The sequence below is a fragment of the Geodermatophilus amargosae genome (assembly GCF_041028265.1).
GTDB classification, from domain to species: Bacteria; Actinomycetota; Actinomycetes; order Mycobacteriales; family Geodermatophilaceae; genus Geodermatophilus; species Geodermatophilus amargosae_A.
The window spans coordinates 155,127-179,267 of sequence record NZ_JABGCW010000009.1 but is presented as its reverse complement, the minus strand read 5'-3'; the positions used below and the strand labels follow the sequence as shown (position 1 = coordinate 179,267).

Sequence of the window (24,141 nt, the reverse complement as noted above, 5' to 3'; positions counted from 1 at the left end):
CCGTTCCGGCTCCGGGAGGACATCGCTGATGTTCGCGGCACTGAGCATGATCGGCGGGGTCGTCGCGGCCCTGGTCACCATCTCCGTCGCCGCGTTCACCGTGCGAGGGGTCGCCCGGGTGCTGCTCCTGGGCCAGGTCGCCTACTGGGCGCTGTCCTATGCCGCCCGGCCGCTCGTGCTGCTGTGGGTGCAGCCGCAGCCGCGCTACGGGGACGACCTCGCAGACCAGCGGCTCGCCCTGATCGGCTTCCCCCACGGGATCAGCGAGGCACTGCGGCCGGTGGTCTTCGGACTGTGGGTGTACGCCGCCGTCGTCGTCGCGTACGCCCTGTGGGCCCGGCGCAGGCCGTCCCCGCCGCCGGTGCGGACCGATCCCGACCTCGTGAGGACGCTGCTGGCGGTCTACCTGATCGGCAACCTCGGCCGTGCCGCGGCGCTGCTCACCGGGCAGGCGGCGTCCGCGGGCGAGGTCCAGAGCGCGAACCCCGTGCTCGACCTGGTGGCCGGGCTGGGCGGACTCGGCAGCCTGGGCCTGATCCTGTTCCTGCGCCTCCGGCATGCCCGGACGACCGCCCTCGTGCTGGGCGGCCTGTTGGTCGTCGAGCTCGTGTGGGCGATCTCGATCCAGTCCAAGAGCCCGGTCATGGCCGCCGCCCTGGCCGTCGCGATCCGCTTCGCGCTGCTCGGCTGGACGCGGCGGCGGACGCTCGCCGCGGTCGGCCTGGCGGTCGTCGGGCTGGCCGGCTTCGGGTGGCTCCAGTCCTTCAAGCTGACGGACGAGGCCGAGGCGGCGGCGGCGGCGCTCGACGTGCAGTACCCGCCGCTCGTGCAGCCCTTCCTCAGCATCCTCCGCCGGTTCGACCTGCTGCAGGCCGCCACCGACGCCTACTTCATGGGCGGCAGGCCGTGGCTGACCGTCGACCAGGTCCTCACCGCGGCGTGGGAGAGCCTGGTGCCCGCCACCCTGCTCAGCGGCGAGAAGTTGCACTCCGGCACCGCCTGGGCGAGCCAGGTCCGTGGGAGCTCCGTCGACATGACGAACGTGTCGGTCTCGCTCGCCGAGGGCGGCATCAGCGAGGGCCTCGTGCTCGGCGGCCACGTCGGCATCGTCCTGGTCGCGCTGTTCACCTTCGCCCTGCTGGTGCTCTCCGCACGTGCGCTGCACTCCCGGTACGTCCTGGTGATCGTGCTCGGTGTCCTCGTGGCCACCTCGCCGGTGCTCGGTGAGCGCGGGTTCCTCGGCAGCATGGAGGTCGTCGGCAAGGGCCTCCAGCTCGCCGTGGCCGTCTGGGCCGTCGACCTGGCGCTCCGGCTCCTCCGGCGGTCACCGGCCACGACTCCCACCGTGACCCCCGCCGCGACCCCCGACGTGACGACCGACGTGACGACCCCTGTCACGACCCCTGCCGCGACCCGTGACGGAACCCGTGACGCGGCCCTCCCCACCGACCCCGCCGACGCCCGTGACCCCGGCGTCGGTCAACCCGAGACGACGCTGGGATCGAGGCGATGACAGTGACCGACTTCATCCACCTGCTGGGACGCCGCTGGCGGGTCGCCGTGGCGGTCCTGGTGGTCTGCGTGGCGGGCGCGGTGGCCTACGCGGTCACCGCGCCCACGGCGTACGCCGCCACGACCACGATGTACGTCTCGATGGCCACGGGGACCTCGGTCAACGACGCCTACCAGGGCGGCCTGGCCGCCCAGCAGCGGGTGACGACCTACGCCCGCGTCGCCGGCGGGACGGCCGTGGCGGAGCGGGTGGTCGCCGACCTGGGGCTCGACACCACCCCGGAGGCGTTGCGGTCCCAGGTCTCGGTGACGTTCCCGCCGGCGACGTCGCTGCTCGAGATCACCGCCACCGACCCGACGCCCGAGGGCGCGCAGACCCTCGCCGAGGCCTTCGCGACCCAGTTCCAGGACGTGGTCGCCCAGATGGAGACGACCGTCGTCGGCGCGGCGCCGGCCGCGGAGGCGACCGTCATCGAGGCGGCCGCGCTGCCGACGTCGCCGGTGGGCCGGCCGGCGACGCAGATCGTGGGTCTGGGGGTCGTCGCGGGACTCGCGCTGGGCGTGCTGGCCGCCTTCGTCCGGGACCGGTTGGACCGGCGGGTGCGCACGCCGGAGCAGTTCGGCGACGCGCTCGCCGCGCCGGTGGTGGCCGTCGGCGCCGGCGAGCCGGAGGTCAGTCCGGCCTACGCGCGCCTGCGCCGGACCGTGACCGGTCGACCCGGCCTGTCCAGTCCGTCGACGCTGCTGGTCACGAGCGTCTCCGGGCGCTCCCAGCCGGAGGTGGGCCTGCGGCTGGCGAGGTCGCTGGACGCGGCCGGCATGAAGGCCGTGCTCGTGGACACCGACACGTCCGCCGAGGGGCCGTCCGCGACCCTGGGTCTGCTCGCCGAGCCCGGTGTCGCGGACTGGCTGGACGGGCGGACGACCCGGCTCGACGCCGTCCTGCGTCAGACGGACGACGGCCACGCGATCGTGCCGCTGGGTGCCGCCGATGCGCGGACGGTCGAGTTGCTGGACTCCGAACGGTTCGCGGCTCTCCTGGCGGAGCTGAGCCAGAAGTACGACCACGTCGTCGTCGCCACGGCCCCGGCCCCGGCCGATGCCGCAGCACTCGGTGCGTCCTGGCGGTGCGCGGGCGCCGTGGTCGCGGGTGGGCTCGGCGAGACGACCCTGCCCGCGGCGCGGAAGGCGGCGGAGGCGTTCTCGGCCGCCGGCGTCCCCCTGGTGGCCGCGGTCGCGCTCGCCCCGGCCCCGCGGTCCGGCGTCCGTGCCGGCCACGGGACCGTCCCCCGGCACAGTCGGGCGGCGTATGCGTCCTGAGCCGACCGCAGGACCCAGGGCCGCCTCGTCCGAGGTCCTCCGAGTGAGCAGGGAGAGCATGTCCGAGAGCGTGTCCCGGCGCCGATGGCTCGGCGTGACCCTGGGCGCCGCCGTGTCCCTCCCGCTGGCTGCGGCCTGCACCTCGTCCGATCCGGGGCCGACCGGGCCCACGGCGACGGCGCGCGGCGTGCCGCTGCCGGCGCGGAACGTCCGGGACCTCGGTGCCGTCGGCGACGGCGTCGCGGACGACACCGCGGCCATCGCGGAGGCCTACGCGGGCGCAGAGGGGCCCGTGGTCCTCTACCTCCCGGCCGGGGAGTACCTGGTCTCGGAGTGGCCGGACCTGCCCGACCACTCGGTCGTCATCGGCGACGGCGGGGACGCGACCACCATCGTCCACCAGGGCACGGGCACCCTCTTCGCGCTCAGGGACAGGCAGCGGGTGGGGTTCCAGCGGTTCGGCGTCTGGGTCACCCAGCCGGATGCCTCCGCCGTCTCGCTCTCGGCCTGCTTCCGTTGTTCGTTCGACTCGGTGGTGCTCCGCGGCAACCACCTGGACGAGAACTTCCCGCGGTACACCGGCCAGCGGGGTGTGGTCCTCTCGGACGACACCGGCGGCACCACCTTCGTCAACTGCGACATCAACAACTTCGGCACGGGCCTGGTCACGTCCTGCATCCAGAACTACGTGACCGCCTCCAAGTTCACGAACAACCACGTGGGTGTCCTGGGGACGGGGAACGACCACAACGCCGGGCTGTCGATCGTGAACTCCGAGTTCGTGTCGGACAACGACCCGAACACGACGAGCACGCACGTCCGCATCGACGGGGCGGCCAACGACTGGTGGATCACGAACGTGTGGTTCGAGGGCTCCGACGTGGCGCTCTCGGTCGGGGACGCCGACCGCGGGGGTCCTGCCCAGTTCGGTCTGGTCAACTGCAAGGTGGCGGCGCGCACCACGTGCCTCGAGCTCGTGTACTGCCGCCAGCCCTACCTCGCCAACGTCCTCTTCGACCCCGACGTCGAGTCACCGCCGACCCCCCTGCGGATCGATCCGCGGCACTGCCCCGAGGGGACCGCGGTCAACCTGATCTCCGGCTTCGCCGACGACGTCGACCTCGCGGCGTTCCCCTCGGGCTGGAGCGTGACCGCCCGCGGCGTGGTCACGGGGGCGCAGTTCGCCGGGCCGCTGTCGCTGCGGCCGGGGCCGCGCGGCGGCGACCTGATGGAGGCCCGGGACGCGACGGGCTCGGTGGTCGCGGCGGTCCTGCCGACCGGGGCGTTCCTCTCCGACCGGCCCGAGGGCGGGCTGGTCCTCAAGGACGAGGAGGGCGGCTACTGGCGCGTGTCGGTCGGCTCCGACGGTGCGCTGCGCACCACGTCCCTGGGCGACGACCGACCTCGCACCTGAGGCTCCGGGTGGGCGTCAGCCGAGCACACCGTCGACGACGTCCTGCATGCGCCGCCGGAAGGTCGAGCGGGAGAAGGTCTCGGCGTGCCGGCGGATGCGGACCGGGTCGTAGTCCTCTCCGTCGAAGCCGGCGAGCGCGGCCGCGAAGTCCCCGACCACCCGCTCGTCGGAGGCGGACGCCGGCACGAGCTGCCCGGTGACGCCGGGGAGGACGCTGTCCAGCACGCCGCCGGCGCCGAGCGCGATCACCGGCGTACCGCACGCCATCGCCTCGACGGGGACGATGCCGAAGTCCTCGACGCCGGGCATGAGCAGGGCTCGCGCCCTCCGCTGGAGGTCCAGCAGGGTGTCGTGCGGCACCCGCCCGGCGAAGCGGACCGTGGGGCCGGCCAGCCTCCGGCACTGCTCGGCGCTGCGCCCGTCCCCGACCACCACCAGCGGCACGCCGGCGCGGTTCGCCGCCGCGATCGCCACCTCCGGTCGCTTGTAGGGCACGAGCCGGCCCGCGAGCAGGAAGAAGTCCTCCCGCGGCACGTCCGGATCGGGGGTGAACGCCTCCGTGTCCACCGGCGGGTGGACGACGACGGACTCCCGCCACCACCACCGCCGGACGCGGTCGGCGACCGCGGTCGAGTTCGCCACGATCGCGGTGAGCCGGGGGACCGCGGCGAGCTCGCCGCGGCGTGTGGTGGCGGCGAGCGCTCGCAGGGCACAGGCGCCGAGCCGCCCGCCGGCCTCTCCGGACCGCATCGAGGTGTCCCACGCCCACCGCGCCGGGGTGTGCACGTAGGCGACCGTGGGCGCCGAGGTGGCGAGGGCCGCCTGCGTGGCGAAGGCGTGGTGGCTGATGACGACGACGTCCGCCCCGTCGAGCCCCATCCGGCGGAACGCGCCCGGGATGAGCGGGGTCAGCGGTGCGTACGTCCTGCGCCCGATGAGCCGGTAGAGCTGGTCCAGCCGGGTGGTCCGCAGCGGGCCGATGCCGGAGGGGACGCCGGACGGTCGTGTGAAGGGCACGTGGACCGTCGCGGCGGGCCACTGCGCGGACAGCTGCTCGACGACGTGCTCGGACCCCGCGACCTCGGTGAACCGCTCGTGCACCAGTGCGATCCGCGGCGTCACGGTCCACCGGACTCGACGAGTGCGGCCGCCCGCTCGAACGCCGCGCGGCTGAGCCCGATCTGGTGCGATGCGCTCTCCAGGAGTGCGCCCCGCAGCTCCGGTGCCTCCCGCCACAGCCGCGAGAGCGCGGCGACCAGCCGCTCCTCCGCACCGCCGCCGTCGGCCCCGAGGCGGACGAGCTCGAGCCCGCAGCCGAACACGTCGGCGAGTCCCTCGAACTTGTCGTCGTAGTACTGCGAACTCGAGAGGGCGACGACCGGGATCCCCTGGGACATCGCGAAGACCGCGGCGTGGTACGCGCCGGTCACCATCACCCGGCATGCCCCCACGCGGACGACCAGCTCGCGCGGGGACGCGAAGCGGCCGGGGACCGCCAGGACCCCGGCGGCACCCTCGACGAGGGGGAGCGTCGCCCGCCGGTCCTCGGCACCGTGCTCGGAGATGCTCACGGGGGCGAGCGGAGCCCGGTGCTCGAGCGCGGCCGCCTGCAGTCCGCGGCGGACCGCCGCGCGCGTGGCCGTGCCGACGGGTGAGTAGTCGGCGACGCGGAGGCAGATCCCGATCGCCGCGCCCGGTCGGTCCCGGCGCAGCCCGTGACCCAGTTCGACGGCGTCGTCCCCGGTGACCACGATCCGGTCGTCGGGCACGCCGAGCCCGTGGAGCAGGCCGGGACCCCGCAGCCCCTCACGCAGGGCGATCAGGCCGACGGCGGGCAGGACGCGGGCCGCCTGCTCCCGGAGCGCGGCGTCCTCCAGCGGCCCGATCCCCTGGCCGAGCATCGCCGTCGGGATGCCCCGCGTGGTCGCGTACTCGAGGAGGTCGAGGGTCCGGCCGGCCTGGAAGCGGTCGACGTCCGTGAGGTATCCGCCGCCGATGGCGAGGACCCCGGACGCGTCGGCCAGTGCATCGGGCAGCGTCCCGCCGTCGCGGTGCAGCGCGGGCGGCCCACCCGGTGGCGGCGACGGGCGGCGGCGGATGCGGGTGGCCCGGGCGACGACGGCGTCCCAGCCGTTGAGCAGCGGGCCCGTCCTCGACGGACCCAGCCGTTCCAGCAGGCCTGCGACACCCGGGATCCCGACCGGTCCCCGGCCGGTCCAGGCGCCGCCGCGCTCGTACCGGACCGGTTCCACCGTGGGCTCGTAGGCCTGGAGCAGCCGGGGGGCCGACGTCAGGACGCCGATGCGCCCTGCGGGCCACCGTTCGACGAACCGCCGGACCGACACGTCGAGGATGGCCTGGTCGCCCTTGTTGTTGACCCAGTACTCCCCGTTCTCCACGAGCACCCGCACGGGCCGGGTCCTCCGCTCGCTGCGGCGGTCCCCCGACCCGGTCGGCCGCCCCCGGGTGCTGGTCATCGGACGGCCGCCCCGCCACCCGTGGGCGGGAGCACGTACCCGTCGCGGTCCGCATCCCGGACGGGGACCGCGCGGCCGTGCACGGTCACCCGGGCCGTCCCCGGTCGGCGGAACGCGGCGGGGCGTGCGACGGGCGGGCGGGAGAGCCCGCGGTGACGGGCACACGGTGGTGCCCCCGGGCGTGGTCGGCCTTCATCTGGTGAGCCCCCGCCTCGACGAGTCGTCGCCACCGCAGCGGTGGCGGCGGCAGGGGACCACCCGTCACGGCCGAGCAGACCGTCGGCGACCGTGTTCCCCCGCGTTGACGGTCGGAAGGTACTGGTCCGCACACCGCGTGGGGAGGACTCCCGTCGCGCGGGGTCCGCGCGGTCGTCACCCGAGCGGCGCCGGGACCGGCGGTCGACCGCGGCGGCGACCGAGGGTCGCCGTCCGGTCACGCCGGGGCTCCGGACCAGAGTGACCGCCGTCACCGCGTCGGCACAGCCGGTGGGGGCGCGCCCGGGCGGCCGATCGCCGCGGACCGGCCGGCCTAACCGCACCCGGCTCGTCCCTAACGTGCGCCGGTGTCCGGGTGCCACACGCCAGGCGGGGGATCGAGTGGGATCGCACGGGGGAGTTCCGAGGAGCGGCGTCTGCGGGGCCGGGTACGCCACCCGCGTGTCGGGCGTGCCGCGGGCCGGTGACCGATGAGCCCGGCCGGAGGACGGCCGCGGCTGAGTTTCCTGACCACCGCCTACCGGACCGAGGACTACCTCGCCGGCACCATCGCGTCGGTCCTGGCACAGACCCATCCCGCGTGGGAGCTCGTCGTCGTGGACAACGGCAACTCGGACACCATCGCGTCTATCGTCCGCAGGTCCTCACGGGACGAGCGGGTGCGGCTGGTGCGTCAGGAGAACCGCGGCTACCGAGGCGGTGTGATGGCGGCGGCGGCGGTCGCGTGCGGTGACCACCTCTGCGTCCTGGACAGCGACGACGAGGTCATGCCCGAGTTCACGGCGACCGTGCTCGACCACCTCGACGCCCATCCGTCCGTGGCCGCCGTGGGCTGCGACGCCCAGCTCGTGCTGGACGGGGACGAGCGGCCCGCCCTGCGGAGCTACCTCGAGTCGCTGGGTTCCCGTCCGCCTGCCGACGGTGGGGACGTCCTCACCGTGGAGGACGTCCTCGGGGGTCGGGTCCCGTACTACACGGGCGCCATCCGCAGGGACGCCTGGGAGGCGGTCGGCGGCTACGAGCCCGGTGTCGAGGACGTCGACGAATCCGTCCTGATCTGGCTCCGGCTCGCCCGCGACTTCGAGGTCCACCTGCTGCCGGACCGGATCGCCCGCTACCGGGTGCGCGATGGTTCGCTGTCGCGGGACCCCGGCAAGCTGGAGGAGTTCGAGCGCTCCCTGATCCGGACGTTCGAGGTCTTCGCCGAGCAGTCCGGTGACCCACAGCACCGCTCGATCGCCCAGACCCCGGTGCGCCGGCTGCGGTACCACCGGGCACTGCGCCGAGCGCGGTGGTCCTTCGTCGACGGGGACGTCGACGCCGCCCGGCGCCTCGTCCGGTACGCGCACGCGCAGCGGGCCACCCTGCGGGCCGGGGCCGTCCTGCTGCTGCTGCACCTGCCGTCGGGCCTGCTCACCCGCCTGCACCCGCTCCAGCAGCGGCTCGCCGAGGGCGGACACCGCGCGCGGCAGCGCATCCTCGGCTGGGGCTCACCTCTCTGGCTGCCCGCTCGTCCCGGCTCGGGCCGTGATCGTGCCTAGGGCCGCCGACAGCTGCGCCAGGGGCGGCGCACCGGCGTCCGACCGTGACATCGCACTGACGGGCAGGGGCCAGGGGATGTCCAGGGAGGGGTCGTCGTGAGCGATCGTGAGGTCCTCCCGCGGGTCGTGGCGGCGGTCGATCCGGTACGCCGTGTCCGCCGGCTCGGTGAGCGCCTGGAAGCCGTGGGCGCATCCGGCGGGGATGAAGACCGAGTTCTGCTTCTCCCCGTCGAGGACGAGCGAGAGCCACTGCCCGCGGGTGGGGGAGTCCGGGCGGAGGTCCACGACGACGTCGAAGACCCGGCCGGAGGAGCAGCGCACCAGCTTGCCCTCGCCCTCGCCCACCCGGACGTGCAGGCCCCGGACCACCCCGCGACGCGAGCGGGACATGCTGTCCTGCACGAAGCCGTCAGGATCGATCCCCGCCTCACGCGCGACGTCGGCGTCGAAGGTCCGGCTGAAGAACCCCCGCTCGTCGACGTGCGGCGTGGGCGTGAACTCCACGACGCCGGAGATGCGAGTGGAGCTCCAGCGCATGGCCCGCCCTCCCGAGGGTGTGCTGCCGCGAGCCACAGCCAGGCGGGCCCTGCCCGCGACGCCCAGCCGGGTCGGCTGCGGCGAGCATCCCATCCGGTCCCTCCGACGTCGAGGTCACGACCATGAGCGCACCGAACTGCCGGCTCTGTGGCGCGGAGCTGGCCCACACCTTCGTCGACCTGGGGATGTCACCGCCCTGTGAGAGCTACCTGACCGCCGACCAGCTCGACAGCGCCGAGGTCTTCTACCCCCTGCACGTGCGGATCTGCGACCGGTGCCTGCTCGTCCAGCTCCCCGCCTACATCGACGCCGGGGAGATCTTCAGCCACTACGCCTACTTCTCCTCCTACAGCGACTCGTGGGTCGCGCACGCCAAGACCTTCGTCGAGGACGCCGTCGACCGCCTGTCGCTGGGGGAGGACTCCTTCATCGTCGAGGTGGCGAGCAACGACGGGTACCTGCTCCAGCACGTCGTCGAGCGGGGGATCCGCGCGCTGGGCATCGAGCCCGCGGCGAACGTGGCCGAGGCCGCGGTGGCGAAGGGCATCCCGACCGAGGTGGCCTTCCTCGGTGAGGCGACCGGTCGCGACGCCGCCGCCCGGCACGGGGCCGCCGACCTCGTCGTGGCGAACAACGTCTTCGCCCACGTGCCCGACATCGTCGACTTCGCGCGGGGCCTGAGGCGGCTGGTGGCCGGCGACGGGACGGTCACCATCGAGATCCCGCACCTCATGCGGCTCATCGAGGGCAACGAGTACGACACGATCTACCACGAGCACTACTCGTACCTGTCCCTCCTGACGACGCAGCGGGTCCTGGCCGAGGCAGGCCTGGTCGTCGTCGACGTCGAGGAGCTCCCGACCCACGGCGGGTCCCTGCGCACCTGGTCCGTGCCGGCCGACCGGGCCCGGCCACCGAGTGACGCCGTGGCGGCCGTGCTCGACGCGGAGGCGGCGGCGGGACTGCACTCCCTGGAGGGCCACGCCGGCTTCGCCGACGCGGTCGCGCGGGTGCGCGACGACCTCGTGGAGTTCCTCGTCGGGTGCTCCCGGCGCGGCGAGACGGTCGTCGCCTACGGCGCCCCTGGAAAGGGCAACACGCTGCTCAACCACTGCGGTGTCCGCGCCGACCAGGTCGCGTTCGCCGTCGACCGGAACCCGTTCAAGCAGGGCAGGTTCCTCCCCGGCACGCACATCCCGGTCCTCCCGCCGGAGCGTCTGGCGGACGCGCGACCGGACTACGTCCTGATCATGCCCTGGAACCTCAGGGACGAGATCTCCGCGCAGCTCCACCCGGTCCGCTCGTGGGGCGGCCGGCTCGTCGTGGCGCTGCCCCGCCTCGAGGTCTTCTAGGTCATCGGAGGGGAGTCATCATGAAGGTCGTCATCTTCTGTGGCGGGCTGGGCATGCGGATCCGGACCGGACCGGAGTCCCTGCCGAAGCCGATGATGCCCATCGGCAGCCGGCCGGTGCTGTGGCACGTGATGCGCTACTACGCGCACTTCGGGCACACGGAGTTCATCCTGTGCCTGGGTTACGGCGCGTCCGCGGTCAAGGACTACTTCCTCGACTACCGGGAGACCAGCTCCAACGACTTCGTGCTCACCAAGGGCGGCAGTCACGTGGAGATGCTGGCCACCGACATCAGCGACTGGACCATCACCTTCATCGACACGGGCGTCTCCACGGCGATCGGGGAGCGGCTGCGCCGGGTGCGGCCGTACCTCGAGGACGACGAGGTGTTCCTCGCCAACTACGGCGACGTGCTCACCGACGCCCCGATGAACGACCTGATCGCCGAGTTCGAGACCAGGGACGCGGTGGCGAACCTGCTGGCGGTCAAGCCCCAGGACTCCTTCCACGTCGTGGAGATCTGCGGCGGGAACCGGGTGACCGGACTCGTGCCGGTCGCGGACATGTCCATGCGGATCAACGGCGGCTACTTCGTGCTGCGGCAGGGCATCTTCGACTACCTCGACGAGGGCGACGACCTGGTCATGGACGGCTTCGTGCGGGCCGCCGCGGACGGCAAGCTGTACGCCACCGCCTACGACGGCTTCTGGGCGCCCATGGACACGCTGAAGGAGCGGACGGCCCTCGAGGAGCAGTACCGGACCGGGGTCAGCCCGTGGGCGGTCTGGCGTGACCGGCCCGTGGAGCCCGGCCGCCCGGTCTTCCCCGTCATGGTGGAGGAGCCCAGTGGCCTCGCTGCCAAGTAGCCCCACGAGCACGTCGTGATCGGCCTGGCGCCTCCCGGGGGCCGGCTCGACGTCCTGTGCGTCGGTGCCCACCCGGACGACATCGAGATCGGCTGCGGCGGCACCCTCCTGCGTCTCGGGGACCGGCCCGCGACGACCGTCGCCGGGCTGGTCCTGACGGGCAGCCCGGAGCGGAGGAAGGAGGCCGAGGCGGCGCTCCCGGAGTTCTTCCCCGGCGCCGCGGTCCGGGCACTCGACCTCCCCGACGGGCGGCTGCCCGCGCACTGGGGCGCCGTCAAGGAGGCCCTCGAGGAGGCGGCGGCGGAGCACCAGCCGGCCGTCGTCATGGCACCGCGGGCCGACGACGCCCACCAGGACCACCGCCTGCTGGGGCAGCTCGTCAGCACCGTCTGGCGGGACGCGCTGATCCTCCACTACGAGATACCCAAGTGGGACGGGGACTCCCGCTCGCCGGACGTCTACGTCCCCCTGACCGAGGACCACGCGCGGCGCAAGGTGGAGCTGCTCTCCCGCTGCTTCCCCTCGCAAGCGGAGCGGGACTGGTGGGACGACGAGTTCTTCTCCGGGGTCATGCGCCTGCGGGGCGTCGAGAGCAGGGCGCGTTACGCGGAGGGGTTCCTGTGCCGCAAGCTGCTCCTGGACCTCGGTGCAGGCGGTACCGGATGACCTCCTGGGGGGGTGACCGGACGTTCACGGCGTCGAACGCCGCGCAGCAGCGGCTCCACGAACTGGTGCCCGGCGGCGCGCACACCTACGCCCGGGGGGCCGACCAGTACCCCGAGGGCATGGCGCCGGTCATCGCCCGCGGCCTCGGCGCGCACGTGCAGGACGTGGACGGGAACTGGTACGTCGAGTACGGCATGGGGCTCCGGTCGGTGACACTCGGCCACGCCTACGCACCCGTCGTCGAGGCGGTGGTCGAGGCAGCGCGGACGGGGGTCAGCTTCAGCCGGCCGTCCGTGTACGAGCTGCGGGCGGCCGAGGCGTTCCTCGAGCAGGTGCCCGGGGCGGAGATGGTCAAGTTCGCCAAGAACGGCTCAGACGCGACGACCGCCGCGGTCAGGCTGGCCCGTGCGGCGACGGGCCGTGACCTGGTGGCCCTCTGCCGGTCGCAGCCGTTCTTCTCCACCGACGACTGGTTCATCGGCACCACCGAGATGGACGCCGGGATCCCGGACTCCCAGCGCGACCTCACCGTCGGGTTCGACTACAACGACCTGGGCTCGGTCGAGAGGCTGCTGGAGCGGCACCCCGGACGGATCGCGTGCGTGCTCCTGGAGGCCGCGACGGGCACGGCCGAGCCGGAGCCGGGGTTCCTCGAGGGGCTGCGGGCCCTGGCCGACCGTGACGGGTTCGTCCTGGTGTTCGACGAGATCATCACGGGCATGCGCTGGTCCCGGCGGGGCGCCCAGGCGGTCTACGGCACGACCCCCGACCTGTCCACGTGGGGCAAGGCGCTCGGCAACGGGTTCGCCGTCTCGGCTCTCGCGGGCCGGCGCGAGCTGATGGAGCTCGGCGGCCTGCGGACGGCCGGCCCCAGGACCTTCCTCCTGTCCACCACCCACGGGCCCGAGACGACCGGGCTCGCTGCCTACCTGGCGGTGGCCGAGGCCTACCGGCAGGTCGACGTCGTCGGCGTCATGGAGGAGCGGGGCCGCCGGCTCGCCGAGGGCGCGAACGCAGTGGCGGCCTCGCTGGGGATCGCCGACGCCTTCGCCGTCGTCGGCCGGCCGTCGTGCCAGGTGTTCGTGACGCGCGACCACCTGGGGCGACCCTCGCAGGAGTTCCGGACGCTGTTCCTCCAGGAGATGCTGCACCGCGGCGTCCTCGGGCAGTCGTTCGTCGTCTCGGCGGCACACACCGACGAAGACGTCGACCGGACGGTCGAGGCCGTGGGCGGGGCGCTCACGGCGTACGCGAAGGCGCTGGACGCCGGCTCCTGCGACGCGCTGCTCCACGGCCGCCCGGTTGCACCGGCCCTGCGGCGGTTCGCGGAGCCCCGGCGGATCCCGGGGCCGGTGACGGGCTGACGGTCCGACCATCCGTCGTGGACGACTCGAGAACGGGGTGTTCGATGCGTGTTCTGGTGACCGGCGACCGTGGCTACATCGGGGCGGTCCTCGTGCCCCTGCTGATGCAGGCCGGGCACGAGGTCGGAGGGCTCGACGCCGGGTGGTACGACGGCTGTGACTTCGGGGAGCCGCCGCAGGACTACACCTCCCGCACCGGCGACGTCCGGGACCTCGCTCCCGACGACCTGGCGGGCTTCGACGCGGTGGTCCACCTCGCCGCCGTCTCCAACGACCCGGTGGGGCACCTGAACCCGGAGGCCACCTACTCCGTCAACGCGGCGGGCGCCGCCCACGTGGCCCGCCAGGCCAAGGCGGCGGGGGTGCAGCGGTTCCTGTTCTCCTCCTCCTGCTCGCTCTACGGGGCGGCCGGTGACGGCGCGGTCTCCGAGGACAGCCCCTTCAACCCGGTGACGCCCTACGGCGAGAGCAAGGTCCGGGCCGAGCGGGACATCGGACTCCTCGCCGACGACGACTTCAGCCCGACCTACCTCCGGAACGCGACCGCCTACGGGTCCTCGCCCCGGCTGCGTGCCGACATCGTCGTGAACAACCTGACCGGCACCGCGTTCACCAGGGGGGAGGTCCGGCTGCAGAGCGACGGCAGCCCGTGGCGGCCCCTCGTGCACGTCCAGGACATCTCTCGGGCCTTCCTGGCAGTGCTGGACGCCCCCCGCGAGCTCGTCCACGACCAGGCGTTCAACGTCGGCAGGGACGAGGACGTCGTCCAGATCCGGGACGTCGCCACGGCCGTGGCCGACGTCTTCGACGCGCCCGTGACCTTCGCCGAGGGCGCAGGTGCCGACAGGCGGGACTACCGGGTGGACTTCACGAAGATCAACCGGCAGCTGCCCGCCTTCCGCCCCGGGTGGACGGTGCGGGACGGCATCGAGCAACTCGCGGGGGACATGGAGCGCATCGGCCTGACGGCCGAGGACTTCGAGGGCGAGCGTTACGTACGCCTGCACCGCGTGAACCGGCTCCGGGCCGCCGGAGTGCTCGACGACCTGCTCCGCTCGAGGACGTGACCCGATGAGCCTCGCCCGTCAGGTGGACGCGCTCCGCTCGGGGGAGCAGGACCTCCTCGCGGTGGGTGAGACGATGCACGCGGCGATGGACCGGCTCTACCCCATCTGCCGCAGCATCACGGGGGACGGCGTGCGGGCGACGCTGGACGTCCTCGCGGAGTCCCTCGACGTCGAGCGCCACGGAGTCCCGTCGGGTACGCAGGCATTCGACTGGACGGTCCCGGACGAGTGGAACGTGCGCGACGCGTACATCGCCGACCGACGCGGTCGTCGTGTGGTCGACTTCCGCCGGCACAACCTGCACCTCGTCAGCTACAGCGTCCCGGTGCACGCCACGATGACGTTGAGCGAGCTCCTCCCCCATCTCCACACGCTGCCGGACCAGCCGGACTGGATCCCCTACCGGACGACGTACTACAGCCGGGACTGGGGGTTCTGCCTCCCGGAGAGCCGGCTGCGCTCGATGGACGAGGGACCGTACGACGTCGTCGTCGACACGACCATCGAGCCGGGGGAGCTGACCTACGGCGAGCTGGTGGTGCCGGGCGACAACCCCGACGAGGTCATGATCAGCGCCCACCTGTGCCATCCCTCCCTGGCGAACGACAACCTCGCCGGGATCGCCGTCGCGGTGGAGGTGGCCCGGACGTTGGCGGCACTGCCGTCCCGGCGGTACACCTACCGCTTCCTCTTCGCGCCGGGGACGATCGGCTCGATCACCTGGCTCAGCCGCAACCCCCGCGTCCTGCCCCGCATCCGGCACGGGCTCGTCGTCACGGGCCTGGGCGGGCCCGGCCCCCTCGTCTACAAGCGCACACGCCGTGGGACGCGGGACGTCGACGGCGCGGCCGCCCACGTCGTCGCACGGCGAGGTGGCGAGGTCCGCGACTACTCGCCCTACGGCTACGACGAGCGGCAGTTCAACGCCGTCGGCTTCGACCTGCCGGTCGGGCGGCTGTCACGCACGCCGCACGGGGAGTACCCCGAGTACCACACCTCCGCGGACGACCTGTCGTTCGTGAAGCCCGCCGAGCTGGCGGAGGCGTACCTCGCCGTGCTCGAGATCCTCGACGTCCTGGAGAACGACGAGCGCTACCGGAACCTGAGCCCGCACGGTGAGCCCCAGTTGGGCAAGCGGGGTCTCTACCCGACGACGGGGGGCCGGCAGGCCACCGACGCGGTCATGGCGATGCTCTGGGTGCTGGGCTACTCCGACGGGAGCACGTCGCTGCTCGACACCGCAGCGGTGGCCGGCGTGGACTTCGCGGACCTGCGTCGTGCCGCCGCGCGGCTCGAGGCTGCCGGGTTGCTGACCGCCGCGCGCCAGACCGGGACTGGATGACCCGTCCCGGGACGCCCCGGCGTCATCACCGCCCGACCGACGACACCGGACCCAGGGCGGTCGGCTCTCTGCTCCGTGACCGCTCCCCTACCGGCAGTGCGACATCGCACCGTTCTCCTGACGACCTCCCCGAGAGGTGAGGAGAGCACTACGGAATGTGCGGAACAATTGCGGGTCAAGCGAGTCTCGACACTTCAGGTGTCCAATTCTCCACGTCGTGGTCGCCCGACTCCCACGGTCGGTGACCCTGGACTCCCGGGGCCCTGACGGCACCGGACCGGGCACCCCACCAGCCGTCACGGGCACGCAGGGTGCGGCGAAGAGCGCGGCCCCGGGTGTCGCGGCGTCCTGTCGTCGCCCTGTGCACTCGGCGATGTCCATTTCCGTCCTGTCGGGCTCACTATCCGCGCGGGCAGCGTAGCAACTGGTGATTGTTTCCCCGGCGTAATCGCTGCCATTGCGTCACCGACTCCTTTCCTGCACTGTTGGCGCGCCATCGGGTCACCATTTCATCGCTGCGAAGACCCGATGGGATGGGGCGACGCCGTCGGCCCGTGTCGCTCCGGCGGCAGGGACCGCAGCCGTGCCCTGAGCACACGGGGGTGCCGGATGGGTCTCATGACCGAGCGAGCCGATTCCACGTCGACGCGGTCCGTGTCGCTGGAGCGACCGAGATCCAGGGTCCCCGTCCCGCGCGGCCCTGCTGACCCGGAGCCGCCGCTCGTCCGTCCGGAGGGACCGCACGCACCGGCGCGCCGGCAGCACGCCGCCGGCCGGCCTCGGGCCGGCACGCTGCGGGCGCGGCTCCGCAGCATCCGGGCGTGGATGCTCGTGCTGCCCGTCGACGCCCTCTTCCTCCTGGCGCCGATCCTGTGGACGACGCAGCACGTGCGGGCCACCCTGACGATGACCGGACTCTCCCTGCTGATGTTGTGCCGGTTCACCCGCTACAGGGCGCGTCTGCACCTCAGCGTCCTGGACGACCTCCCCGACCTGCTCGGCCGGCTGCTGACCGCCACCGCTGCGGTGGCGACGGTGATCGCCCTGCGGCACCAGGCGGAGGCGGTGACGGTCTTCCTCGCGCACACGGCGGCCGCCATCGGTCTCGTGGTGGCGGGACGGATCGTCACGAGCCAGGTGATCCTCTGGAGTCGTCGGCGCCGCATCACGGTCCACGAGACCGTCCTCATCGGCGGCGGTGAGCTCTCCGCCGAGCTCGCACAGGTCCTGGAGCGTCACCCCCGGTACGGGTTGCAGGTGGTCGGCTTCGTCGACGACGCCGCCGACTGCGACGCGCAGAGCGTCGTCCCGCGACTGGGCGGCATCGCCGACCTGGACCGTGTCGTGTCCGAGGCGCGGGCGGACGTCCTCCTGGTCAGCGACGGGGACTTCTCCGAGCGTGATCTGCTCGACGCGGTGCGCACGCCGGCCTGCATCGACTGCGACCTGCTCGTCGTCCCTCGGATGCACTACTTCCACACCCAGCTCGGGCAGTCCGACCAGATCGGCTCGATACCGGTCATGCGGATCCGCACTCCCAACCTCACCGGGCCGGCATGGGCGATCAAGCGGGCCTTCGACGTCGTGGTCTCGGGCGTCCTGCTCGTGCTGCTCGCTCCGGTGATCGGCCTCTGTGCGCTGGCGGTGCGGATCGAGGGTGGGCCCGGGGTCCTGTTCCGGCAGACACGGGTGGGCGGGAACGGTGAGCTGTTCGAGTGCCTGAAGTTGCGCACCATGCGGTCGGCCGACGACCGGGAGTCCTGCACCACGTGGTCGATCGCGGCGGACGACCGGGTCGGGCCGGTGGGGCGTCTGCTGCGCCGGACCTCCCTGGACGAGCTGCCGCAGCTGTGGAACATCCTGCGCGGTGACATGACGCTGGTGGGACCCCGCCCGGAACGCCCGTACTTCGTCGAGCAGTTCTCCGCCACCTACGACCGCTACGCGCAACGGCACCGCGTCCGGGCCGGACTCACGGGCTTCGCCCAGGTCAGCGGCCTGCGCGGTGACACCTCGATCGCCGACCGGGCGCGCCACGACAACTACTACATCGAGAACTGGTCACTGTGGCTGGACGTCAAGATCCTGGTCCGGACCGTCGCCGAGGTCTTCCTCGCCCACGGTCGCTGAGCCTCCTCGAGGCCGGGTGCGACCGTACGGGGGAGGTCGTCAACGCTCGGCGAGGTGGTCGGCGAAGGCGCGTGGCGGGCGGCCGAGGAGCGCGGTGAGCACCCGCGGGCTGCCGGTGAACCCGTGCGCCCGGTACTCCGCGAACATCATCGCCAGGCAGCGGCCGGCGTAGGTGCCCTCGTCGGGGGACGCCGGGGCGTCGACGGCGGTCACCTCGCGACCGAGGTGGGTGGTGAGCAGCGCGGCGACGTCGGGAGCGGTGAGCTCCTGCGGCCCGGCGGCCTCGAAGGTGCCGCTGTCCAGGCCGTCCTCGGTGAGCAGCACGGCCGCGGCCTCGGCGACGTCGCGCAGGTCGACGAGGGACTGCGCCCGCTCCAGGCCCCACGCGCTGCGCAGCACGCCGGACTCCCGGGCGGCCGCGACGGCGTCGTCGAGGTTGTCGGCGTAGGCGCACGGCTGCAGCACCCGCCAGCGGGCGGCGGTCCCGGCGACGACGTCGTCGAGCGCCTCCTCGACGCGGTCCTTGGCGGCGTGGTGCGGCATCGCCCGCAGCTGCGGCCGCAGCACCGAGTGGTAGACCAGCCGCGCCACACCGGCCCGCGCGGCGGCCCGCAGCACGGCGGGCGCGCCGGCCTCCTCGCGCGGGTCGAAGTTCGGCCAGACGAGGTACAGCGCGCCGGCGCCGGCCAGCACGGGGGAGAGGTCCCCGGTGAGGTCGGCGGCGACGACCTCGGCGCCCAGCGACTCGAGCCCCGGCCGCGGACCGGGGGTGGCGACGACGGCGCGCACCTGCTCGCCGCGCGCCCGCAGCGCCCGGACGACCGCGGTGCCGGTGGGTCCGCCCGCGGCGGTCACGACGATCACCCGCCCGACCCTAGGTGCGGGACGGGCCGCGCTCAGGCGCCGGCGGGGTCCGCGGGCACCGAGGCGGGCACGACCGTCGGTCCGGCGGCCGCCGGCCGGGGCCGGTCCTGCGGGTGCAGGCGGACGGCGACCAGCGCGACGTCGTCGTCGGGACGGCCGTCGACCATGTGCTGGACGAGCAGGTCGCACAGCTCCTGCAGCGGCCGGTCGCCGAGGTCGGCCAGTGCCTCGGTGAGCCGGGCGGTCCCGGCGTCGAGGTCGGAGTCGCGGCGCTCCACCAGGCCGTCGGTGTAGAGCAGCACGGTCGAGCCCCGCTCGAGCTCGATCACCGACTCGCGCCGGGGTGCCTCCGGGTCGACGCCGAGCAGCATGTCGGCGCGCTCGGTGGCGAGGACCCGGACGTCGCCGCCGGGCGTGAGCAGGATCGGCGGCGTGTGCCCGGCGTTGGACCAGCGCATCCGGGTGGTGCCGCCGGCGATCTCGTCGGGCGTCTGCTCGAAGCGGGTGACCGCGGCGGTGGCGAGGGTGCGGAAGCGCAGCAGCTCCATCGCGCGGTCGAGGTCCTTCAGCACCGCGGCGGGTCCCGCGCCGGTGCTCAGCGCGATGCCGCGGACGAGGCTGCGCAGCTGGCCCATGGTCGCCGCGGCGGCGGAGTCGTGACCGGCGACGTCGCCGATGACCAGCGTGGTGGCGCCGTCGGCCTGCAGGAACGCGTCGTACCAGTCGCCACCGACGGCGGCCGCCTCCGCGGCGGGGAAGTAGCGGACGACGATCTCGGCGTGGTCGGGCTCCGGCGGCGCGGTGAGCATGGAGTGCTGCAGCTGCAGGGCCAGCTGGCGCTGGGCGCCGTAGAGGCGGGCGTTGTCCAGCGCCATGCCGAGGCGCTCGGCGACGTCGCGGAGGGTGGCGACCTCGTCCGCGGTCGGCAGCCGGCCGCCGGTGTAGAACAGCGACACCAGGCCAAGGGTGTGGCTGCGCCCGCGCAGGGGGAGGGCCAGCGCCGCGCTGGGGGCCAGCCGGGACAGCAGCTCGCGCGGCTCCCCGGCCGGGGTGGTGGACAGGGCCTGCTCGCCGGTCAGCTGCAGCGGCTCTCCGCTGGACAGTGCGCGGCTCACCGCGGGGATGCCGGCGAGCGCGGCGGCGCGCGACCGGGCGTAGCGCTGCATGAGGTCGCGGGAGTCCTCCTCGGCGTGCCAGCTGCTCACGGTGCGGGTGTGGCCGTGCTCGTCGAGGACGCTGACGATGCAGCCGTCGGCGAGCGCGGGCACCACCATCCGCGGCACCTGGCCGGTGGCGACGTCGGCGTCCATGGACCCGGCCAGCTCGGTGCTGATGCGCGCCACGGTGAGCGTCCGCTCGGCGGCGCGGCGCAGCTCCTCCTGGGCGCGGACCCGGTCGGTGACCTCGATGAAGTAGACCGACAGCCCGTCGGCCGTCGGCCAGGCGCGCAGCTCGTACCAGCCGTCCAGCGGCGCGGGGTAGTGGGCCTCGAAGGACACCGGCTCGCGGGTGAGCACCGCGCGGCGGTACCCCTCCTCGAACAGGGAGCTGACGGCGGCGGGGAAGGCGTCCCAGATGACCTCGCCCAGCACGTCCTCGCGGCGGACGCCCAGGAGCCGCTCGGCCTCGGCGTTGACGTGCGTGAAGCGCCAGTCGGGGCTCAGCGAGTAGAAACCGGCCGGCATCGCCTCGAGGACCTCGGCGACGCCGAGGGCCTCGCCGCGCTGGTCGGTGACGTCGTAGGCCGCGCCGAGGACCCGGGCGGCCACCCCGTCCTGGTCGCACAGTGCCCGGCCCTGGGCCGAGATCCAGCGGAGGGCGCCGCCGGGCAGACAGATGCGGTAGAGCGCACTGAAGTCGCCGCACTCGTCGACGGCCGTCTGCAGTGCGGCGGTGACCTCGGCACGGTCGTCGGGGTGCAGCCGGGCGGTGAAGCCCTCGATGGTCCGCTCGAAGGACGCGTGGTCGTAGCCGAACAGTGCCACGAGGCGCTCGTCCCAGTCGAGCTCGCCGGTGACGAGGTCCCAGTCGAAGGTGCCGATCCCGGCGGCCTGCATCGCCAGCTCACCGCGCAGCGACGCGGCCATCTCGTCGACTGGGTGTCGGGCCGGGGCGCTGCCCAGCGGCCCGGTCGGTCGTGCGTCGCCCACTGTGCCCTTCCCGGTCGCGCTCCCGCGCGGCTGATCCCGTCCCGGTGGCTGGAGACGCGGTCGTCCCTGTCTACCCGGCTGGTCTGTTGTGTGCAACGCACCCAGTGGAGATCACATGCCTCCCCGACGTCTCGCCGTCCGCTCTACGGGTATCCCCTCTCCAGACCACGGGGGCCGTCCGTCGGCTGGGGGACACGTGCCGTGGTGGGTGTGGGTGCTGGTGCTGTGGGGAGTCCTCGGGACCCTCCTGGCGGTGAGCGTGGGCAAGGTGATCCAGGCGGCCGACCGGCGTGAGCTCCGGGGCCAGCTACCGGCTCGCGAGGACGGCGAGGACGTGGCGTCGCCCGCTGGCCGCCGGGCTTCGTGAGACGGGCCGGTCAGTCGGTCGGACCGAGGATCCGTACGCAGTCGCCGTCGGTCTCGTCGTCGAGCCGGCCGCCGCAGGTGGAGCCGTACTCCTCGTACGGGTCGCCCACCGGCGTCTCGGCGTAGAGGTCGTCGCAGGCGGACATGTCGCCGTCGTGGCAGTCCCGGGCGTCGCCGTCGAACCGGACGTCGAAGTCGGCATCGGCCGGAGACGGCGGGTCCGAGGGGACCCCCGAGCCGGTGTGACCGGTGCCGAAGTCGTCGACGACCACGGTGGAGGAGCCGCCGACCGCGAGCGCCACCGTGGCCACCACGGCGAGGACGCCCACGGGCACGAGGGTGGCCACCGCGGCGGCGGTCGAGGTGGGAGGGGGCCCGGCGACCCACTGGCCGAGGTGTGGCGCCCAGACCGGCGGGCCGGTGCGCGCCCGCTGCCGGCCGGCGACCCAGGCGGCCACCGCCGGCTGGAGGACCAGCACCAGCCGCACCACCGGCACGGTGAGCAGGAGCAGCACGACCACGAGGCCCACGGCGTCACCACCGGGGTCGACGGGGACGCCGGTGCTGACGTCGACCAGCGCCACCAGGAACAGCAGGCCGAGCAGCCCGGCCTCGACGCACGAGGTGACCACCAGCACCGTGCGGCCGGTCCCGCGCAGCAGGGAGATGCCGCCGAGCAGGTCCAGACCGGCCAGCGAGCAGGCCGCCAGCGTGACCAGGACGGCGATGCCGACGTCGTCGCCGGGGACGTCGTCGGCCACCGAGGCGATCGTGACCATCAGGACGAGGAGCAGCAGCAGCCCGGCCTCGACGAACGCGAGCACCGCGGCGGCCGTCGTGGTGCCGGGGCGGACGGCCGTCGGCGGGGGCGGTGCCGGCCACGGGGCCGCTTGCGGGCCGAACTGGTCGCTCGTGGTGCGGGTCCCCGTCCTCGCGTGACGGAGGCGTCCCGTCGTCCGGCCGACCAGCATCGGTGCCGCCGGATGGGCGGTCAACGCACCACGCGCGGGTCTCCCCCCAGCAGGCTGCTCCGGGCCTTGGCGGTCAGGGCGGTGCGGACGGCGGCGTCGACGGTGGCGGAGAACCCCGGGTCGGCCTCGGCGCGGGCGAGGACGGCGTCGACCATCTCCGGGTACACGTCGGCGTCCAGCGTCAGCACGAGCGTGCCGCCGGCCTCGAGGAAGCGGACCGCCCGCTCGCCGGGCGGGACGTCGGCGAAGGTCGCGGCGGCGCCGACGTCGTCGGTGACGACGACGCCGTCGAAGCGGAGGAAACCGCGCAGCAGCGTGGTGATCACCCGCCGGGAGAAGGTGGCCGGCGCCGCGGGGTCCAGGCGCGGATAGGTGGCCGAGGAGACCATCACGAACGGATCGGCGTCGGAGCGGGCCAGCTCGCCGAAGGCGGTCACCTGCTCGCTGACGGCGGTGGTGACCGGGTCGGTGACGCCGGCGACCTCGTCGGTGTTGGCGTCGACCAGACCCAGGCCGGGGAAGTGCTTGAGCGTCGCGGTGACGCCGTGGGCGGCCAGCCCGTCGACCACCGCGCGCACGTCGGGCACGACGTCGGCCGCGGTGCCGCCGTACTGGCGGCCGAAGGCGCCGATCGGGTCGTTGGCCGCCTCGGTGCCGGCCGGGACGACGTCGGCGACCGGCGCGAGGTCGAGGGTCACCCCGGCCGAGGCGAGCTGGGCGCCGAGGGTGCCGGCGAGCGTGGCGAGCCGGTCGGGCGCGAGCTGCCCCTGCTCGTCCGCGGCCGGCAGCCGGTCGAAGCCGGGGCCCTGCAGCGCCTGCACCTGGCCGCCCTCCTGGTCGGCGGCGACCCAGGGCCGCGGACCCGGTGCGGCGTCGGCCCAGCGGGAGGTGACGTCGGCGAGGGCCGGGGCGGGGTCCCGTGATCGGCCGGCGAGGAAGACGCCGCCGACGCCGCCGTCGACCAGGTCGTCGCCGGGGGAGAGGTCGTCGAGGGTCACGCCGACGACGAACAGCTGGGCGACCTCCGCCCGGCGGTCCATGCCGGCGAGGGCCGCGTCCACCTGCTGCTCGACCGGGGCGGGTGGCGACGCGGACGGGCTCGTCGTGGCCGGCGCCGCCGGGGAGGTGCCTGCCTGCGTGCGGGGGGACGCGGCCGCCGCCGCATCGGAGCAGCCGGACAGCAGGCAGAGCAGCGCGAGCAGGGCGGCCGGGCGGGACCGGACGGACGGGCGCATGGAGCTCCTCGGTGCCGCGGGGAGGCGGCGTCGGCGGCGGTGGCCCCGGTGGGCCGACCCGGGCGAGGTTCCTCCGCACGGCACCATGGGCCGGTGCGGACGGCGTGGCTGAGGGCGGGCGTGCTGCTCGCCGTCCTCGCCGTCGGGACCGTAGTCGCCCTGACCGTCGAGCTCCCGGACGTCGCCGCGGTGCGTCGCTGGGTGGCCGGTGCCGGGGCGGCGGGGCTGGTGCTGCTGGCCCTCGCCAAGGGCGCCCTGCTGGTCGGGCCGGTGCCGCGGACGGCGCTGTGCGTGCTGCTCGGCGTCGTCCTGGGGTTCTGGACGGGGCTCGCGGTGTCCCTGGCCGGCGGCATGCTCGGCGCGCTGGCGGCCTTCGGTCTGTCCCGGTCCCTCGGCCGCGAGACCGCCGTCCGGCTGGCCGGCCCGCGGCTGGCGGCGGTCGACCGGGCGGTGGCCGGCCGCGGGTTCCTCGCCGTCCTCGCCGGGCGCCTGCTGCCGGTGGTGCCGTTCAGCGTGCTGAGTCACGCGGCGGGGCTGTCGGCCGTGCCCTTCGGCAGCTATGCCGCAGCTACCGCGCTCGGTCTGCTGCCCGCGACGGTGCTGCAGGTGGGCGTCGGCGCCTCGGTGCCGGGGCTGACGGCGTGGGCCGCGCGCGCCGGGTCACCGGTGGTGCTGGCCGTGCTGTCCGTGGCCGTGGGCGCGGTGACGGGTCTGGTGTGGCGGTGCCGCGCGCGGACGGTGGCGGGCTGAC

At 74.1% G+C, this 24,141-nt stretch carries 19 protein-coding genes; 12 read left to right on the top strand and 7 right to left on the bottom strand.

What is annotated here, in order from left to right; genetic code table 11:
- Positions 1–28: 28 nt before the first annotated feature.
- From HLV61_RS12230 to HLV61_RS12220, 3 genes are read left to right on the top strand one after another with little or no spacing between them, the layout of a single operon-like run.
- Positions 29–1,513, top strand: a complete 1,485-nt coding sequence (locus HLV61_RS12230) for a hypothetical protein (RefSeq protein WP_369255723.1) — start codon at positions 29–31, stop codon at positions 1,511–1,513.
- Positions 1,510–2,832, top strand: a complete 1,323-nt coding sequence (locus tag HLV61_RS12225) for a Wzz/FepE/Etk N-terminal domain-containing protein (RefSeq protein ID WP_369255721.1) — start codon at positions 1,510–1,512, stop codon at positions 2,830–2,832. Before HLV61_RS12230 ends, HLV61_RS12225 begins: the two co-directional genes overlap by 4 nt.
- A 58-nt stretch (positions 2,833–2,890) precedes the next feature.
- A complete protein-coding gene (locus tag HLV61_RS12220; protein WP_369255719.1) occupies positions 2,891–4,246 on the top strand; it encodes a glycosyl hydrolase family 28-related protein in 1,356 nt (451 codons plus the stop codon).
- Positions 4,247–4,261: 15 nt separating this feature from the next.
- On the opposite strand, the gene HLV61_RS12215 is transcribed toward HLV61_RS12220, so the two are convergent.
- Positions 4,262–5,368 carry a glycosyltransferase gene (locus tag HLV61_RS12215; RefSeq protein WP_369255717.1) on the bottom strand — a complete coding sequence of 369 codons (1,107 nt, stop codon included), beginning with the start codon at positions 5,366–5,368 and terminating at the stop codon, positions 4,262–4,264.
- Complete coding sequence (locus HLV61_RS12210) at positions 5,365–6,657, bottom strand: polysaccharide pyruvyl transferase family protein (protein ID WP_369255715.1); 1,293 nt, start codon at positions 6,655–6,657, stop codon at positions 5,365–5,367. Before HLV61_RS12210 ends, HLV61_RS12215 begins: the two co-directional genes overlap by 4 nt.
- Before the next feature lie 752 nt (positions 6,658–7,409).
- On the opposite strand from HLV61_RS12210, the gene HLV61_RS12205 reads away from it, so the two are divergent.
- A complete protein-coding gene (locus HLV61_RS12205) occupies positions 7,410–8,480 on the top strand; it encodes a glycosyltransferase family 2 protein (RefSeq protein WP_369255713.1) in 1,071 nt (356 codons plus the stop codon).
- On the opposite strand, the gene HLV61_RS12200 is transcribed toward HLV61_RS12205, so the two are convergent.
- A complete protein-coding gene (locus HLV61_RS12200) occupies positions 8,430–9,017 on the bottom strand; it encodes a dTDP-4-dehydrorhamnose 3,5-epimerase family protein (RefSeq protein WP_369255711.1) in 588 nt (195 codons plus the stop codon). The genes HLV61_RS12205 and HLV61_RS12200 overlap by 51 nt on opposite strands.
- A gap of 122 nt (positions 9,018–9,139) precedes the next feature.
- Here HLV61_RS12200 and HLV61_RS12195 point away from each other — a divergent pair, with 122 nt between their 5' ends.
- The 7 genes from HLV61_RS12195 (at position 9,140) to HLV61_RS12165 (ending at position 17,804) form a co-directional block, all read left to right on the top strand.
- On the top strand, positions 9,140–10,369 hold the full coding sequence (locus tag HLV61_RS12195) for a class I SAM-dependent methyltransferase (RefSeq protein ID WP_369255709.1): 1,230 nt from the start codon (positions 9,140–9,142) through the stop codon (positions 10,367–10,369).
- 20 nt (positions 10,370–10,389) lie between these two features.
- Complete coding sequence (locus tag HLV61_RS12190; RefSeq protein WP_369255707.1) at positions 10,390–11,235, top strand: sugar phosphate nucleotidyltransferase; 846 nt, start codon at positions 10,390–10,392, stop codon at positions 11,233–11,235.
- 15 nt (positions 11,236–11,250) lie between these two features.
- A complete protein-coding gene (locus HLV61_RS12185) occupies positions 11,251–11,901 on the top strand; it encodes a PIG-L deacetylase family protein (RefSeq protein WP_369255705.1) in 651 nt (216 codons plus the stop codon).
- Positions 11,898–13,265 carry a glutamate-1-semialdehyde 2,1-aminomutase gene (locus HLV61_RS12180; RefSeq protein ID WP_369255703.1) on the top strand — a complete coding sequence of 456 codons (1,368 nt, stop codon included), beginning with the start codon at positions 11,898–11,900 and terminating at the stop codon, positions 13,263–13,265. The genes HLV61_RS12185 and HLV61_RS12180 overlap by 4 nt, the downstream gene beginning before the upstream one ends.
- Before the next feature lie 56 nt (positions 13,266–13,321).
- The gene (locus HLV61_RS12175; RefSeq protein WP_369255701.1) at positions 13,322–14,332 is read left to right on the top strand and encodes an NAD-dependent epimerase/dehydratase family protein; all 1,011 of its coding nucleotides are present in this window, start codon (positions 13,322–13,324) and stop codon (positions 14,330–14,332) included.
- 4 nt (positions 14,333–14,336) lie between these two features.
- Positions 14,337–15,674 (top strand): DUF4910 domain-containing protein, encoded by a 1,338-nt coding sequence (locus HLV61_RS12170; protein ID WP_369255699.1) that lies wholly within the window; start codon positions 14,337–14,339, stop codon positions 15,672–15,674.
- Positions 15,675–16,499: 825 nt separating this feature from the next.
- Complete coding sequence (locus tag HLV61_RS12165; protein WP_369255697.1) at positions 16,500–17,804, top strand: sugar transferase; 1,305 nt, start codon at positions 16,500–16,502, stop codon at positions 17,802–17,804.
- 39 nt (positions 17,805–17,843) lie between these two features.
- Here HLV61_RS12165 and HLV61_RS12160 read toward each other — a convergent pair whose 3' ends face one another.
- The 4 genes from HLV61_RS12160 to HLV61_RS12145 all read right to left on the bottom strand — a co-directional run bounded on the left by HLV61_RS12160 (position 17,844) and on the right by HLV61_RS12145 (position 23,390).
- Positions 17,844–18,668 (bottom strand): SDR family oxidoreductase, encoded by an 825-nt coding sequence (locus HLV61_RS12160; RefSeq protein ID WP_369255695.1) that lies wholly within the window; start codon positions 18,666–18,668, stop codon positions 17,844–17,846.
- Positions 18,669–18,700: 32 nt separating this feature from the next.
- On the bottom strand, positions 18,701–20,755 hold the full coding sequence (locus HLV61_RS12155) for a SpoIIE family protein phosphatase (RefSeq protein WP_369255693.1): 2,055 nt from the start codon (positions 20,753–20,755) through the stop codon (positions 18,701–18,703).
- 440 nt (positions 20,756–21,195) lie between these two features.
- Positions 21,196–22,008 carry a hypothetical protein gene (locus HLV61_RS12150; RefSeq protein WP_369255691.1) on the bottom strand — a complete coding sequence of 271 codons (813 nt, stop codon included), beginning with the start codon at positions 22,006–22,008 and terminating at the stop codon, positions 21,196–21,198.
- Between the two features lie 167 nt (positions 22,009–22,175).
- On the bottom strand, positions 22,176–23,390 hold the full coding sequence (locus HLV61_RS12145) for a glycoside hydrolase family 3 N-terminal domain-containing protein (protein WP_369255689.1): 1,215 nt from the start codon (positions 23,388–23,390) through the stop codon (positions 22,176–22,178).
- A gap of 93 nt (positions 23,391–23,483) precedes the next feature.
- On the opposite strand from HLV61_RS12145, the gene HLV61_RS12140 reads away from it, so the two are divergent.
- Positions 23,484–24,140, top strand: a complete 657-nt coding sequence (locus HLV61_RS12140; protein WP_369255687.1) for a TVP38/TMEM64 family protein — start codon at positions 23,484–23,486, stop codon at positions 24,138–24,140.
- Position 24,141 lies beyond the last annotated feature (1 nt).